The following is a 15,572-nucleotide window of genomic DNA, read 5'->3' on the forward strand; positions in this document are numbered from 1 at the left end:
GGACATGGCCTGGCTCGCCCCACCGCGCTTCCTACCGTGCTGCCTGAGCTGCTCCGGGCCCGCCTGGCAGACGGCAGGGTGAGCGAGCCTGCATCGGCGCAGGAGGTCACGCTGCTCGTGACCGCGTTCCGGCAAGCCGTCGAGGGGCTGGCCGACGACGAGCGCCTGTGCGTCGAGGTCGACTTCAACCTGAGCGCCGAGCATCGGTACCCAACGCTCACCGAGCGACAAGAGTCGCTCGCGCGCCAGCAGAGGTGCGCGGCGAAGACCGTTCGTCGCCGCGCCGACCGAGCGCTGGACACCCTCGCCTACATGCTGTTGACGAACGGGCCATCGACCGTCACGTCGACGGTCAGAAGCCCGGCAACGATCTCGTCCCCTGAACAGGATCGGTCGCCGGTCGATCACGGCGAGCCCTGGGGCGAGGACCTGAGAGCGTTCTGGCGACTCTCCCACGGGGCACGCATCGATATCGTCTGCTCGGAGATCCCCGAGGATGAGCGCCCAGAGTACGCCTCGCCAGCCGACCGTAACTACCTCCGTTATGCGAAGTTCGCGGATCTTGACACGTTGATCTACCTGCGGACCCGATTCGCCCGGTTAGCCCCGACCGTGACGATTCGAGACTTCGCCCCCTCGGAGTACTTCGACACCCAGGCCGATGTCCTCGTGGTCGTCGGCGGACCGCCGTGGAACGCCAAGTACCGCGAGTTTCTCCCGCGGCTGCCGTTCTTCTTCGAGCCCCATCCGCTGGGCGCGGACGATCCCCTGGTGGTACCCGGCATGAACGGGCTGGTTCTCGGTCCACGCTGGACCGAGCGCAACGAACTGCTGGAAGATCTCGCCGTCTTCACCCGGCTCACGCTCGCCCAGGGCACCACCGTCTTCCTGCTCGGAGGCTGCCTCACCCTCGGGGTACTCGGTGCCGCCCGTTGCCTACTGGAGGCCGAGCGCGGTGCACGCAGTTCCCGCTACATCACCGAGCATGTCAACGACGCAGACTTCGTCCTGGTCACCGAAGCCCGGCGGATCGGCGGCCTCACCGATGTAGCCGACCTGACCCGGGTCCCTCCGCTGCTCCTGCTCGCCCGCAGCAACAACGAACCCTTCGCCGTGCACGTCGACAACTCCGACCGCTACCTTCAAGATCAGTCCGGAACGGAGGTCCACCACATTGATCACTCCTGCTGATCTTCGTACCTATGTGATCAACCTGCTTCGGCGACCTGACCGGCGGGCACGGATGACGCACGTGCTTCCGCCGGAGCTCAAGGCGACGTTCACCTCGGACTGGCGCGGCCTCTTCGACGGCCTGAACCTCACCCGAAGCCAGCTCGACGCTGCCGGCTACACCCTCTTTCCCTGGCAGATCGAGTCCGACAATCCCTGGTGGGCCAGACCCCTGAAGTACGGCGAGATCGGCTGCACACTGGCGCACCTGGCCTGCTGGCGCCATGCCGCTCAAACCGGTGACGAACCATTCATCGTCTTCCTCGAAGACGACCTCGTCATCCCGGACGCCTTCCTCGACCAGCTCCTCGCCGGCCTGCACCAGTTGACCCGCCACGGCCCCTTCGACCTGCTCTACCTCGGCCGCTTCCCCCTCGAACCCGACCACGACCAGCCGGTCCTGGATGGATTCGTCTCGCCTGGTTACAGCCACTGCACCTTCGGCTACCTGCTCACCAGGCCCGGTCTCGGCCTGGTGCTTGCCGCCCACATCGAAGAGGCCGTCGTGCCGGTCGACGAGTTCCTGCCCGCGCTCTACATCGACCATCCGCGCCCTGATCTACGCGCCCGGTTCCGCCGACGGCTGACCGCCCTCGCGTTCGAACCACCACTGGTCTCCCAGCGCCCCAAGGATGAGGCCGGAAGCGACACCGAACGTTCGGCTTTCGTCGAGCCCAGAGACCGGCAGCCAGAACAGGGGGCGGCGAACCCTCGCCGTTAGCGGGGCGGTCGCCCAGCGGCCACATCCGGCCGACCGTGGGCAGCAGAGGACAAGGGTCGCTCCGCCTCGCCCCCTTCGCCTGAGATGACCTACGTCACAGCCTGTCTGTCTTCGCCAGAGCCTGCCAGTGGCGGATCAAGCCTTGCAGCCGGCGTCCTCGCCACCGCTCGGCCGGAACGTGGACGTTGATGCCCGTAACCACATGATCCGGTGCAACGTCCCGGGTTACCACGGCGCCCGCGGCAACGTAGCTGCGTGGGCCGATACGGACGCCGCCCACCACCCTCGCGCCGTAGCCGACCACGGAGTCAGCTTCGATCATCGGAGGCTCCTCGTCGACCTCCCACCAGCCTTCGTGGGGACGGGCGTACTCGTGCACGAGATCGCCCATCATTGTGGAGCGATCGCCGATGGTCGTGCCGTCACAGACGAATCCCGCCACGCAGGCGTCCACGCCGATCGCGACACGATCACACACATACGCTCCATAGGCGACACGGGTTCGTTCGCCGACCACGCAGTTGTAGCCGATCCGCACGCGGTCCTCGATGACGCAGTTCGCGCCGATCCAGACCCCTTCGTGGACCACGACCTGATTACCGATCACGCAGTGCGCCCCCACCACCACCGGTTCCCCGGACGAGGTCGAGCCGGACCCCTTCTGCTGGGCCCGCAGGCGCGCCTCTTTCGGGTAGCCGAAAACGCAGTGCTCGCCCACCACGGTGCTCTCCTCAATGTGCACCGGTGCATACAGAGAGGCGATGTTCATGCTCGGCCCTTGTCGCCAACGAGCCACCTCACTGTGACTGCGACTGCCTCGTCCTCTCGTTCTCGGGTGTCGAAGCCGTGATCCGAACCTTCGACGGTGTGAAACTCGGTGTGGGGTCTGGCGCAGGCTGCCTGCCACGCGATCTCGTACGAGACCGCGGTGTCCCGATCGCCGTGTACCACGAGCGCCGGTGCAGCGGTCGCCATCAGGGAGTCCAGCGGCCGATAGTGATCAAACTCGTCGAACAGCACCCGGCCGACCTCGAACTCCCCGTCGAGCACCAGGAACCCCTGACCTGACAGCAGCTTCTGCTGATCGGGGCCGAAGTTCTCTCGTCCCCACGGCAGTTCCGGTGTCAGGAATGTCCGCCGGAGGTCGAGTACCGGATTCCACAGGACGAGCCTGTTCAGGCGGTCGGCCAACCAGGGCAGCGAGAGCGAGGCCGATACCGCTCCGAAGCTCGACGCCACGATCGACAGGCGACCTGGCAACTGCTCCTCCGCGTACTCGACCGCGGCCTGGAGGTCGAGCAGCTCGCCGGCGATCGTCACGCCACGCTGGGTCCCTCCGCTTCCCCCGTGGCCGCGGAAGGAGAACCGCAAAACATGAAAGCCGGCGTGTGCAAGTCGATCAGCGAGTCGGACGAACATGCCGCCCTCGGTCATGTTTGCGTTGATTCCATGTAGCTGGATGACCACCCCCCGGTGCTGTCCTCCGACGGCTGCATGCACCGCGCCCTCCAGCCGTACTCCATCGATCGACGTCAGCTCCACCCGCTGCATCTTCCGCTGCTCCCTGTCATATTTCCGGCCACCGGCAACCGAGCCAGCGCTCCTCCTACGACCAGGATGACCGCACCGTCGCGCCCGACGTTCCACCTTTCGATGTCTGCCGTTGGCGGGCGCCCACCCAGCCGGCCTGCGCTAGCAGGTGGGAGCAGCGCACGATCTTCGGCGACGCGCCGCTGCCGGCGGATTAGAGTGTGTCTCACGTGGCCGCTCCGGGTACATGTCTGATCATGGATGTGATGGGGAGCAGCCTTGCTCCGCGGCTGGTCCCGGACGATCTGTGGAAGCTGGTCGAACCGCTGCTACCCCGGTTCGAGACACGCCCGCAGGGCGGTGGGACCGCCCCGGTCGAGGACCGGGCGGTGTTCACCGCGGTGGTGTACATGCTGACCGCTTCGCCTAGGGAAGCAACCACGTGTGCGGAACACAATAGTCAGGCCGCCTGACAGGCCAGCCGTTGCGACGGCTCGGAAGCCTCGTGGGCAGAGCCTTCCCGCGCGTGGGGATCATCGGAATGGAGACGGAGGCGCGTCCCACCTTGACCTAGATCAATACGCCGCCCGCTCAGGGGACTGTCCCGCTCGTCGGCATGAGCGAACGCGGGTCTGTGGTATCGGCTGACAGCAGCCCTTCTATCGGTCGCGCCGTTCCGCCAAGCGGTTCGGGTCAAGGGCGCCTGTGTGCATGGCGGTGTTGGTGTCGGCGAGGGTCCATTCGTCGGTGGTGAGGAGGTGGTCGACGAGGGCGGTGTGGGTGCCGACGTGCCAGAGAGCGGTGAGGGGTGGGAGGTCGCCGAGCAGGGTGGCTTCGGTGGTAGTCAGCCCCATGTCGGTGAGCAGATGGCCGACCTGTTCGGGGTTCTGGTGGAGGAAGACGCGGACGGAGGTGGTGTTGAGGAGTCCTTCGGCGATGCGGGCGGTGGCGCTGCCGGTGTCGACCTGGGAGTGCAGGTCGGCGAGGGCGTGGGTGATGAGGATGTTCGCGGCGCCCCATTGGCGTCCGAGTCGCCACTGGTCCTGGAGGAACTTGACGATGGCGAGGTCGTCGAGGGCGATCCACGCCTCATCCAGAATGGTGATCTTGTGCTGGTGGGTCTGTCCGTACATGACGGTCTGCAGCCAGCCGGCGGCGGCGGTGAGGACGAGGCGCAGCGCGCGGCGGTGGGTGAGCAGCGCGGACAGGTCGAGGATCAGGCCGGGGGCATGATCCCAGAGGCCGGGGGTGGTGGGGCCGTCGCAGATGCCGCGCAGGTCCTGTTCGAGGATGGTGGCGCAAGCGTCGAGGAGGGGGCGGCGGCGGTCAAGGAGTTCGGTGGGGGTGGTGTCGAGGTCGGCGGCGAGGGTGTGGTCGGGGTGGGCGAGTAGCCGGCGGACGTCGACCAGGGTCGGGGTGGTCTGGTGGGTGGCCAGGTGGCGGGCGACGGCGGTGAGCAGCCGCTGCTGGCTGACCGGGAGTTCGGCTTGGCCGAGGGCGACGGCGAGCAGTGCCGTGAGCACCGCGGCGCGGCGGGCCACCTGGTCGTCGAGGCCCGTCCGGGCGGAGACGGCGCCGGTGCCGGTGCCGACGCCGGGGCCGGTGCCGATGTCGAGGGGGTTGACGCGCAGGTGGCCGCCGGGGCGGAGGCGCAGGGTGGCGTATCCGAGGCGGTCGCCGAGGGGGGTCCATTCGCCTTTGGGGTCGATGACGGCGGTGAAGCGGGGCCGGCCGTGCAGGGCGGCGAGCGCGGCGGCGCGGTGCACGTACGATTTGATGATCGCGGATTTGCCGTAGGCGCCGGCGCCGGAGACAACCATGTTCGGTCCCTGGATGAGGCCGGTCTGGTAGGCGTCGATGATGTCGAAGTGGAAGGCGCCGCCGGCGAGCCGGTTGGCGCCGAGGAACACGCCGTGATCCCCGAGGCCGGCTTCGATCGACCAGGGGGTCACCACGCACAGGTGTGCGGTGGTAGCGACGTTCCACGGCAGGGCGAGCCGGGCGCCTTTCGGCCCCCACCGGCCCCATCCGCGTTCTCGCCCGGGTCCGCGTTCGTGTCGGCGTTCGTGTTCTCGGCCGTTCCGGGTGAGAGGGTTGGGCATCAGGGTGCTCCGGTGACGGTCGGCCGGGGTGCGAGGCCGAGGGGGAGGGTGGCGGCCCAGGCGGTGTGATGCCGGCCGTGCAGGGGGCGCAGGTCGACGATGCCGCAGCGGGCGGCCAGGTCGACGATCGCGGCGGACGCGTCGTCGAGGTCGTGCCGGCTGGGGGCGGTGACGTCGAGGAGGCCGAGGTAGGCGTATTCGGGGTAGCCGGCGGTGAGTTCGGCGTCGCGGCGGTCGATGTCGTCGTGGGCCTGGGTGAGGTGGACGGGGACGCGGAAGGCATGCCGGTCGCGGAGGTGGACGGCGGTGTCGACGGAGACGGTGTCGCTGTTGATGCGCCGGCGGGAGACCCGCCACGGCACCGGGGTCATTGTGAGCGCGAGGGTGCGGACACAGGGAACGTCATGGAGCAGGGGGTCGAGCCAGCCCGGGCGCAGTCCGCCGGTGGGCCAGCCTGCGATCCAGAACACCCGGTGCCAGCTGTCGCCGATCCGGGCCGCGTCCCACCACGCCCGCAGCGTGAGGCTGTCCGGCTGGAGGCGCTGCGGCGGTCGCGGTGTGCCGGCTCCCGGGAGATGGGCGCGGGCCGCCAGGCCCGGAGTCGATGCGCTGTCCGGCTCCGCCGCACGACTGGGGGCTTCGAGGGCCTTCGAGGCTTCGGGAGGCGGCGGGTCGGCGTGGTCGAGCACGGTCTTGGTGAGCTCGGCGGTGGACAGCAGGCCGCGGACGTGCAGGCCGGCGCTGGCGCATCGGTCGGCCAGGGTTTCGGCGGCGGCCAGCGCGGTGGCCCGGCCGTCGGCGTGGCGGCCTCCGCGTGTCGGGCGGACGGTCAGCCATAGCCGCAGGTCGTGGCGGATCAGGGCGGGCTGTGCCTCGGCGAGGAGCCGCCGGTAGGCCAGCAGCTCCCCCGCCGGCGGGCGCGCCGGCTGCCGCGACCGGGCCGCCGCCGCGGATTCCGGCTGGCGGCGGGGTTCGACGGGGAGGTCCAGGGCGGTCGCCGGTCCGGAGCGGACCGTCCAGCCGAGCCGGGCCACCGGGGTTTCCCGGGCGAACTGGGTCAGCACCCGGGCCCATCCGGCGGTCTGGCGGTCCTTCCCGGCGCCGTCGAGCAGTCCGAACGGGCCACCGCGCACGTCGAGGACCACGGTGATCGTCCCGGTGCGCCGGTCACGAACCAGACCGGCCGGTTGCCCGTCTGCGGTTGGTACCCGGCAACCGGTCGCCGCCGCTACCACCTCGACCGACCGCGGCACCGCGGGAAGATCCACCCGTTCGGACCGGCGGCCGGCGGATCCCCACCCGGCCGCCCCCGCCCCGATGCCCGTCGGCCGAGCGGAGGAGGGGACGGCGCACGGCCGGCATCCGCCGCAGGTGTGCAGGAGGCGGGTGTGCAGCAGGCGGGTGTGCAGCAGGCGGGTGTGCAGCAGGCGGGTGTGCAGCAGGCGGGTGTGCAGCAGGTAGCCGGCGACGACCGGCAGGAGATGGACCAGGGGTTCCCCGCCGACCCGGACGAACGCGAACAGCAGGCAGGCCACCGCCACACCAACCCCGGCCGTCGTGCCGGAACCGCCGCCGAGCAGCCTCGGGCCCGCCGCGAGCCCGCCGACACCGAGGCCAATCAGGATGACCTGCGGGACGCTGGCGCCGAACAGCGCGGTCCCGGCTCGGCGCGGGGCGAGATGGTAGACCGGTCCGCTCATGATCCGGGCCGGTCCTCGGGTGGGGTCGCGGCCCCACCCGGACGGGCGGAGGAACCGGTGCGGGGTCGACGCCGCCAGCCCGGCGGTGCCCCTGCCGGTCCCGGCCGGAAAGACCCGCCACCGCCAGCCGGAGGGGTAGGCGGCGGGCCTCCGGGTCCCCCCAGGCCGGTCGGCCCCGTAGACCCTGACGATCCCGCGGGTCCTGGAGGACCCGACGGGCCTGGAGGTCCTGACGGACCCGGGGGTCCGGGTCTGCGTTCCCGTTCCACGCTCCCGCCGGGCGAGGCACTCGACGGGCGTCGCCGCAGGCTGACCTGCCCCGGCCGCCCACCAGACGCAGCGGTACCGGGCCCGCCACGCCGGTCGCCGACCGGTTCCCGGCCCCCGGGGTCACCCTCCCCGCCTACAGAGGTGTCCCCGGCCGGTCGGGGTCGCGGCTGCGATCGGGGCTGCCGGTGCGGCCCAGGCTGGGACTGTCCCCGCCGGCGACGCCCCGGATCGGGCAGGCTCCGTGGTTCCCCGAGCCCACCCGGCTCCCCCGATCCGGATCCACCGGAACCATCCCCCGACGGCCGCCCACCACCACCCGGCCCACCACGGCGGCCACCACCACCGGGGCCACCACCGCGGCCGCCGCGGAGCGCCTGCGCCCAGTAGGCGGTCTGCACCGCCTGCAACGCGGCCCGGAACGGCGCCCGGGACACCCCCTGCGCGAGCACATACGCCTCGGCGACCGGAATCAGCCGCCACACCAGGAACGGCATGAACGCGGCGATCCCGATCACCGCCATGCCCGTCAGATAGCGGCCCCACCCACCCGGTGTGGCCCGGTCCCCGTCCGCGGCGATCAGATCCGCGCCGACCCGCAACGCGATGAAAACCGCCGGTTTCGCGAACGCGACCGCCACCGTTATCTTCACCAGCTGGCCCGCCGCCTGCCGCGCCGACGGCATCGTCATCCCCGCGAACGACAACGGCGCCAACACGGCGACGATCATCGCCAGCGCGTTACGGACCACGAGTTCCAGAAAGACCATCACCGTCGCCAGGAACACCATCACGGAGACCAGCAGTCCGGGAATGTCCCGCGACGGCGGCAACGACACGATCGTCAGCAGCTCCTGCTGGCCCCCGTTACCGGAAAGCACCGCGACGGCGATGACATCGGTCAGGGACAGCAGCCGATCAACGAGCCAGGGAAACCCCAGGATCGCGAGCACCGCCAGCGGAATATCCCGCGCCAGCCGCGCGAACGCCCGCCCCGGCTCCCCCGACACCACGGCCGCCGCCACCCCCAGCACAGTCGACCCGACCAGCAGCAGACAGGAGACCGACGCCACCGTCTGATACGCCCCGCCCTTGCCCACGAAGAACGCCGCGGTCACCTCCGGCCGCGTCGACGTCGAGACAAAATCACCGAGCAACGCCCGGGTCTGCTCCCCCAGAGAATCGACGAACCAGCCGATCATCACCTTGGCGGCCTTCTCCACCACCGCGGTGGAACCCTCACGCAGATAATCCAGAACGATCATCTTGTTGTCCCCGCGCAGACCCCCGCCGAGACACCTGCGACACCCGAGACACCTGGGACCACCGGTGGCCCTGGCCGCGGCGCAGACCGGGGAACCCGGCTGGCGGGGCAGGGAGAGGGGCGACTCACTGGGCCAGCCAGGAAATCAGATCCGGGGCGTACACGATGACGATCGCGCCGCCACCCCCACCGAGCAGCATCCCCATCCCCCGGACCCCGCCCGGCCCGGACCCGGACACCCGCCCGATCCCGAGCGCCGCTCCCCCGATGATCGCCACGGCGATGCAGCACGCCAACGCGACCTGCGACGCCGTATCAAGAAGATCCATGATCCGATCCCGGCCCGGCAGGTCATGCCAGTCCGGCGTCACCTCGATCGGATCCGGCATCCGCCGAGTGCCCGACGGCGACGGCACCCCACCCGACGGCGAGGGTGAGCGGGTGCCCAGCGCGAGTACCGGCCCGGCCGACCGAACCGGCCCGACCGCCGCCGACGCCGGAGCCGCACTGGCGCCCAAGAGCGTACCGAGACCGCACAGCACCACCACCCACCACCGCCAGCCACACGACCACCGTCGTCGACAACGCCGTCCCCGCCGGGGACGACGCGACGAACCACGCCGAATGATCATCGACACCTCCGGGAGCGCTCGAACCCCTCACATCCCAGCTGTGTGAACCGCCACCCCCGAACCGGAAGCCGCCACGGGCAATCGGTCGGATCTCCACCGTCCAACCCCCTGCTGACTCCACGCTGGCGTCGCTACGACCATTTGACCCCGCCGGGATTCTTGTCAAGCACGCAGAGACCTACGGCAAAAGGATGAATGAGGCGTGGCCGATGCTCCACACGGACGGCACCTTTGCTATGAGTAAGAGCCGGACTGAGCGGAGGAGAAAGCGATAGCATCGCCTGTCAACGAGGACAGATCGTGACCACCGTCAATTCGGTGGTCACTTCGTGAAGCATCCGCTATTACCGCGGGTCGCGCATCCGATCGGGTCCGCGGCGCGGGGCGTTGGCGGGTCAGCGGGGGTGTGACTGGCAGGCATGATCCGGGTCTGCCGGTTGCCATGCACTCAGGTCGGGCAGGACATCGACGACGCGACGGGGCGGGCGGTCGGAAGAACGCCGCCGGCGCGGCCGGTGGGTGTGTGGTCGGCTGCTCCACCAGCGGTCGAAGGCCTCGGGATGAAAGTGACGGGCACCGCTGGCCCGGCCGGCGGCGTCCAGGGGATTCGGCGCCGGGTGGCCATCTCGAGCACCGCGGGTCATCGCCGTGCCGACCGTGCTGACGGCGACCCCGTACCGTCGCGCCAATTCCCGGATCGTCAACCCGCCGGCCCCACCCGTCGGTGACGCATACCTACCGTCAACCGTTTTCGGTGTCACGGTCGGCCCCCTCCACCCCACTGCACCTGCTGCGATTTCCAAGGTACGCCGGGGGATTGATCACGAACTGGCCGTACGGTTCTCACCCGTTAACGATCGTTTCCCGTGTCGGGTCGTCCGTCGTCTCACCATCGCTCACCATGAACCGTCACGGTGGGCCTTTTCCGGCGGCCAGCAGAAACGGCCTCTCATGCCACCGAGCGTATGTCCTGATGATCGGCGCCTACAGCCCCACACGATCAAGATCTTCGGATTCGGAGATCGACCGGTGGCCGGCGGTGGGTGCTGTGGGTGAGGGTGCGGTAGAGGGTTTCGAGGTCGGGGTCGGTGGCGCCGTCCCAGAGGGGGTCGGCTTGTTCGGCGCGCAGGTAGGAGTGGTATTCGGCGCGGACGGCGCTGCGGTCGCCGGCGTGGGCGTAGGCGCGCATGCGCTGGGCGAACAGGCCGGGGTGGGCGGGCAGGACGGCGAGGCCGCGGCGGGTGGCGTCGAGGACGGCGGCGGTATCGCCGTGGGTGAGGTGCAGGTCGGCGAGGAGGAGGGCGGCGCGGACAACGGTGGTGGTGAGCTGGGAGCCGAGTTCGGCGTCGATCCACGGGTGGCGGGCGGGGGTGCCGCGGACAAGGTCGAGTCCCTCGGTGAGGGCGGCGATGGCGACCTCGGGATGGCGACGATGGGCTTCGGCGTGGCGGATGTGGGCGTGGAGCAGGTCGAGGTCGGTGACGACGGCGGGGTGGAGGGTGATGGTGGTGCGGCGGGTCGGGAGCCATTGCCGGGCCTGTTCGCCGACGAGGGCGACGAGGATGCTGCGGGCGCGGCCGAGCTGGTTGTTGATGGAGCGGGTCTGGGCGCCGGTGGGCCAGAGGGCGGCTTCCAGGTCGGTGCGGGTGCGGCCGCGGTGGGTGGCGAGCCAGGCGAGGACTTCCAGGGTGCGTTCGCGGGCAAGGTCGCGTGAGGGTCGGCGGCCGTCGCGGGCGACGACGGCCAGGGGGCCGAGGAGGCCGATCATCACCTGCCAGTCGGGGCCGGTGTAGGGGGCGGGGTCGGGTTCGGCGGGTGGCAGGGGGACGGGGTGGGGTGGTTGGTCGGCGTCGTCGAGGAGAAGGAGCAGATCGCGGAGTTCGTCGGCGGCCATCTGGGCGGGGAGGACGCGTAGGCCGAGGGGGTCGAGTCGCCACAGAGGTTCCCCGCCGGGTTCTGCCGGTCCGTCGAAGATGAGCCGCCAGGTGGCGGCATTCTCGTCGGGGTCCGGACTGGCCGGGTGGTGGGTGACGACGGCGAGTCCCTGGCCGCCGCCGCCGGCGAGGTCGATCAGGTCGGCGTGGGCGTGGGGGTCGTGGTCTGTGGGGTGTGGGAGGACGACGAGGGCCGCGGTCGGTTCCCAGTTCTCCACGGGGACGGCCGCGCGGGCGGCGAAGGTGGAGGTGTGGCCGGTGGCGGCGAGTTCGTCGTGGAGGGCCTGCAGGTCAGGGATGATCCGGTCGAGGAGGGTGGGGAGGTCGTCGGCGATGTCGATCCGGTCGTCGTCGAGGAAGCCGAGGGGGTCGAAGCCGACGGCCTCGATGCGGGGTGTTGCGGCGAGGGGGGACAGGGCGAGGGTGGCGAGCAGGGCGCGGGCCAGCGCGCGGAGGCCTTCGGTGCCGGTGTCGCCCGGGTCGAGGGTGAGGATCCCGAGGGCTTCCAGGTCGGCGTAGAGCTCGGCGCCGTCGGGTTCGGTGCCGAGTTGGACGAGAAGCGGGCAGGGCGGCGGGAGGTCGGGAAGCGGAGGTAGCGGGGCGGTGGGAGGCAGGATCCAGATCCGGCCGTCGACCTGCGCGTGCCAGGGTACCGGCGGGTCGGGACGGGGCTGGCGGAGGTAGACGTCGATGGTGCCGTCCGGGCGGACGAGGACGACCAGGGGTTCGGGACCTTCGGTGGGACCCGCGGGCCCGTGCACGGTGGGGATGTGCTGGGCGGCGAGTGCGCGGAGGGCGGCGTCGAGGCGGGACAGCCCGTCGGGGTCGGCGGTGGCGAGGACCGCGGTGTGCAGGGCGATGGTGCGCGGGTGGGGCGGGGGCGATGCGCCGCGCCGGTCGAGGCTTTGGTCGCGCCGTCGGCGCCGCGAGGTGACGGTGGACGCGACGGCCGCGGTGAGAAGGCCGGCGGCGCCGACCCAGACGGGGAGGAGGTTCGGCGCGGTGGTGTGGTTCGGCGCGGTGGTGTGGTCGTCGTGCCGGGTCGCTGCGGGTGCGCTCGGGGACGGCCGGGTGGGGCCGGGTGCCAGCGACGTCGCTCTTACGATCCCCGGTGGGCTGGGCGCGTTCGGGTCCGACGTCGACGGCCCGTCGCCCGGGGGCGCCGCGGATCCGGCGCTGGGCGGCGCGGCACTGGACGTCGGCGCGCCGTTGCTGCCGGCGAGCACGGGTAGTCGGAGGATCATGCCGGGGTTAAGGAGGTTCGGGTCGTGGAGGCGTCGTCCGGCGGGATCCGTCGCGCCCTGGTTGGCGTGGAAGATCTGCCCGACCAGGTGCGGAAGGTCGTGCTTCGGGACGTCGGGGTAGGCGTTGTGGGCGATGTCCCAGAGCGTCTCGCCGGGACGAACCGTGTGGGTCGTCTCGGTCGGTGGGGTGCCTCGTGCCGGTTTCGCTGTGCCGGTGGTGGCGTTCGGGGTCGCGGATGCTGTGGTCGGTGCGGGGGCGAGGGGGATCCGTAGCAGGGTTCCGTCGCCGATCACCACGAAGTCGGGTGGGAGGGTGGTGCCGTCGGGTTGGCGCAGGCCGACGCTGGCGTCGCGGACCTCCTTCCACCGGTCCAGGTTGCCGAGGAACTGCGCGGCGACGGATCGCAGGGTGTCATAGGGGCCGCAGCGGTAGATGTCCCCGAAGAGCCGTCTCGGTTCCGGTAGCCCATGCCCGATCGGCCCCGGCCCGGGGCTGGCCTGGACGGGGCCGGCCAGGACGTCTGCAGCCGGGGCGGGGGCGGTGCCACCGAGGACGGTTGTGACGTCGGCGGATGCGCTCGCCGTGGCCGCCGGGTGCCCGGACGGGCCGGTCGTGGTCGGGGTGGCGGCGAGGGCGGCCCGGGAGGAGAGCAGGCTGACGGCGAGGGAGGCCAGCGCCACCCATCGCGCCGTGGCGCGCCGGACCACGTTCGGCGCGGGAAGGCGCCATCCGGCGCGTTCCGGCACGGTCGGCGCGTTGGACACGCCGCCGGGGCGGGCCGTGCCGTGTGGACCGCGTCGGCTCCGGGCGGTCTGGGTGAGGGCTTCCCCGATGATGCACAGGGTGAGGTAGGCCCAGGTCAGCCAGGCCAGCACGGCGAGGGTGTCGGGGACGACGTCGGGGTGGAGGTAGCCCCGGGTGGCCAGCGTCGCCCACCGGGCGGGTTCCCAGGTGGTGGGCAGCGGGTTTCCCCGCCAGGCGGCCAGGAACACCGGCACGGCGGTGAGGAAGACCAGCAGGCCGAGAAGCGCGGCCAGGCCGCGCAGCGCCTGCCCGGCCGACGGGCGGGCCACACCGGCGGTCGCCCCCGTCCGTGAGCGTCGGCGTGCCGGCGTCCGGCCGGGTGGGGGGCCGAGTCGGCATTGATGATCTCGATGGTCGGCATGGCGGCGGGTGGGGGTGAGCTGGGGCATGGCGGTTCTCCCGTGGGTTACGGGCCGCGGAGGGCGACGGCGGACCGGGTCTGGGTGACCGTGGCGCCGGTCCGGCCGGACAGGGCGAGCAGGACATAGGTGATGCGCGTCTGAACGATGACCGTCACCGCGTCACCAGCGACGGTGATCGTGCCGTCGATGTGGTGACGGTCGAGGTAGGCGCGGGCGGCCGCGTCGGCCGCGGCCGGATCGAGGGTGGGACTGCCCGCACGCAGGCTGGCCGGGGCGATCTGTTGGGCGCCGGCGCGGGCGGCCTTGCCGGCGAGGTCGGAGGCGTCGGCGTTGGCATACAGGACCCGGCCGGTGTCGGCGATCAGTCCGGCGAGCAGGACCGCGCCGGCGAACAGCACCGCCAGCAGGAGGCTGACCGACCCCTGGTCACCGTGTTGGGCGGAGCGGGTGATGGTCACGGGCGGTCCCGCAGGCCGCCGCGGAACCGGTCGATGACCTCGTCGCGGCTCGCCGTGACGGTGCGGGACGGGCCGAGGACGAGGTGGACGCGGCATCCGGCGGTGACCGTGACGACCCCGCCGGCGCCGAACCCGGTCACGTCGGTGGAGACGGTCTCGCTGCCCGCCGCGCAGGAGCTGGCGGTGAGCGCACGGCGCGCGACCATGTCGGCCTGCTGCTCGGCGTCGGCGGGGGTCGCGGCGAGCGAGGCGGCCCGGGCGCCTTCCCGGGCGGCGTGCCGGACACCGCTTCGGGCCTGCTGAGCCTGGAAGGCCACCGCGAGGATCGCCACGGCCATCAGGAAGATCAGCCATCCGGCGGCGAACTCGACCGAGTAGGCCCCCCGGTCGCGGTCCTGTTCCGACGCCCCCTCCCGACCCGCGCGAGCTCCGACCCGATCCGCGAGCGGCATGCCCGCACCGCCCGCGCCAAGCCACCGGCACCGCCACTGCCACCGCCACCGCCACCGCCACCGCCACCGCCACCGGCACCGCCACCGGCACCGGCACCGGCACCAGCCGCTCATGACGTCCGACCCGCGCCGGCGGGCACCGGTCCGCCGACGGCCAGCGGCGCGGTCCTCGTCGATGCGGCGCGCTCTGGTGCCACCGGTTGTGGGACGAACCGCAGCCGTGGCCCGGAGGCGGAGCGGGCAACCGTCGTGCCCAGGACCGAGGTGACGGTCACCGTCACGGTTACCAGATCCGGCGTGACCGCCACATCCGTCGTCACGCTGGTGACCGACCGGCTGGATCGGGCGAGCCGGTCCGCGACCGCTGTGGCGTCCTCGACGGTCCCATCGGGGCTCTGCATGATCTCCAAGGCGCGCTGCGCGGAGGCGCCGGCCGCCTGAACAGCCAGCCATCGCAGACCCAACCCGAGGACGATCACGAGGAGGGTCATGACCCCGCCCATTACCACGGCCAGTTCGACCGGGCTGCTTCCGGCATTGCGGACGGCTCGTCGACGGAGGGCTCGTCGGCGGGCGGGGTGGCCGCCCGCCGCGGGACGGGCCGCGGCTACTACTGGCAGGTGGTGGGATCGGCGCTGGTGCATACATGCTCCGCGACCTCGGTCGCCTTCGCCCGCAGAATCACGATCACCAGCGCCGCGATCAGGACCAGACCCACCGCGATGACCGCCGTCGGCAGCGCATCACCCCGGTCACGCCCATCTTCAGCGGCCCGCTGGTGAAGATTCGTCCACCACAGGTGGGCCAAGGCCAGCAGTACCCCGAGTCGGCGCATCGCCGCCACCGTCCTCTCTCTTCGTCGGTCTCTTCG

At 71.4% G+C, this 15,572-nt stretch carries 13 protein-coding genes and 1 pseudogene; 3 read left to right on the top strand and 11 right to left on the bottom strand.

The genetic code is table 11. The features are described from left to right. Nucleotides 1–78 precede the first annotated feature (78 nt). Together FRANCCI3_RS16685 and FRANCCI3_RS16690 are read left to right on the top strand one after the other, a co-directional pair. Nucleotides 79–1,191 carry a hypothetical protein gene (locus FRANCCI3_RS16685; protein ID WP_201783646.1) on the top strand — a complete coding sequence of 371 codons (1,113 nt, stop codon included), beginning with the start codon at nt 79–81 and terminating at the stop codon, nt 1,189–1,191. Next, the gene (locus FRANCCI3_RS16690) at nt 1,175–1,951 is read left to right on the top strand and encodes a glycosyltransferase family 25 protein (RefSeq protein ID WP_011437701.1); all 777 of its coding nucleotides are present in this window, start codon (nt 1,175–1,177) and stop codon (nt 1,949–1,951) included. The genes FRANCCI3_RS16685 and FRANCCI3_RS16690 overlap by 17 nt, the downstream gene beginning before the upstream one ends. Nucleotides 1,952–2,045: 94 nt before the next feature. Here the strand turns inward: FRANCCI3_RS16690 and FRANCCI3_RS16695 are convergent, their stop codons facing one another. Both FRANCCI3_RS16695 and FRANCCI3_RS16700 read right to left on the bottom strand, forming a co-directional pair. Next, on the bottom strand, nt 2,046–2,720 hold the full coding sequence (locus tag FRANCCI3_RS16695; protein WP_011437702.1) for a DapH/DapD/GlmU-related protein: 675 nt from the start codon (nt 2,718–2,720) through the stop codon (nt 2,046–2,048). Then, nucleotides 2,717–3,502, bottom strand: coding sequence for an alpha/beta hydrolase family protein (locus tag FRANCCI3_RS16700; protein WP_011437703.1), 786 nt, complete (start codon nt 3,500–3,502; stop codon nt 2,717–2,719). Before FRANCCI3_RS16700 ends, FRANCCI3_RS16695 begins: the two co-directional genes overlap by 4 nt. Before the next feature lie 245 nt (nt 3,503–3,747). Here FRANCCI3_RS16700 and FRANCCI3_RS24845 point away from each other — a divergent pair. After that, nucleotides 3,748–3,903 (top strand): annotated as a pseudogene (locus FRANCCI3_RS24845) (IS5/IS1182 family transposase); the annotation flags it as partial. Nucleotides 3,904–4,140: 237 nt separating this feature from the next. On the opposite strand, the gene FRANCCI3_RS16710 reads toward FRANCCI3_RS24845, so the two are convergent. From FRANCCI3_RS16710 to FRANCCI3_RS16765, 9 genes are all read right to left on the bottom strand, one after another. Continuing rightward, nucleotides 4,141–5,583, bottom strand: a complete 1,443-nt coding sequence (locus tag FRANCCI3_RS16710; RefSeq protein ID WP_011437705.1) for an ATP-binding protein — start codon at nt 5,581–5,583, stop codon at nt 4,141–4,143. Next, on the bottom strand, nt 5,583–7,283 hold the full coding sequence (locus FRANCCI3_RS16715) for an SCO6880 family protein (RefSeq protein WP_011437706.1): 1,701 nt from the start codon (nt 7,281–7,283) through the stop codon (nt 5,583–5,585). Before FRANCCI3_RS16715 ends, FRANCCI3_RS16710 begins: the two co-directional genes overlap by 1 nt. Continuing rightward, nucleotides 7,280–8,815: a hypothetical protein gene (locus FRANCCI3_RS26370; protein WP_011437707.1), complete on the bottom strand. Its 1,536-nt coding sequence runs from the start codon at nt 8,813–8,815 to the stop codon at nt 7,280–7,282. The genes FRANCCI3_RS16715 and FRANCCI3_RS26370 overlap by 4 nt, the downstream gene beginning before the upstream one ends. Before the next feature lie 124 nt (nt 8,816–8,939). Beyond that, complete coding sequence (locus FRANCCI3_RS16730) at nt 8,940–9,332, bottom strand: hypothetical protein (RefSeq protein ID WP_131728937.1); 393 nt, start codon at nt 9,330–9,332, stop codon at nt 8,940–8,942. A 1,114-nt stretch (nt 9,333–10,446) separates the two neighbouring features. Then, the gene (locus FRANCCI3_RS16735) at nt 10,447–13,698 is read right to left on the bottom strand and encodes a BTAD domain-containing putative transcriptional regulator (RefSeq protein ID WP_049760967.1); all 3,252 of its coding nucleotides are present in this window, start codon (nt 13,696–13,698) and stop codon (nt 10,447–10,449) included. A gap of 137 nt (nt 13,699–13,835) precedes the next feature. Continuing rightward, nucleotides 13,836–14,249, bottom strand: coding sequence for a pilus assembly protein TadG-related protein (locus FRANCCI3_RS16750; RefSeq protein WP_011437711.1), 414 nt, complete (start codon nt 14,247–14,249; stop codon nt 13,836–13,838). Then, the gene (locus FRANCCI3_RS25400) at nt 14,246–14,701 is read right to left on the bottom strand and encodes a TadE/TadG family type IV pilus assembly protein (RefSeq protein ID WP_035958757.1); all 456 of its coding nucleotides are present in this window, start codon (nt 14,699–14,701) and stop codon (nt 14,246–14,248) included. Before FRANCCI3_RS25400 ends, FRANCCI3_RS16750 begins: the two co-directional genes overlap by 4 nt. A 110-nt stretch (nt 14,702–14,811) precedes the next feature. After that, nucleotides 14,812–15,192, bottom strand: coding sequence for a hypothetical protein (locus FRANCCI3_RS25405; protein WP_131728938.1), 381 nt, complete (start codon nt 15,190–15,192; stop codon nt 14,812–14,814). A gap of 119 nt (nt 15,193–15,311) precedes the next feature. Next, on the bottom strand, nt 15,312–15,536 hold the full coding sequence (locus FRANCCI3_RS16765; protein ID WP_035958772.1) for a hypothetical protein: 225 nt from the start codon (nt 15,534–15,536) through the stop codon (nt 15,312–15,314). Nucleotides 15,537–15,572: the final 36 nt, after the last annotated feature.

It is taken from the genome of Frankia casuarinae (genome assembly GCF_000013345.1).
Classification (GTDB): domain Bacteria; phylum Actinomycetota; class Actinomycetes; order Frankiales; family Frankiaceae; genus Frankia; species Frankia casuarinae.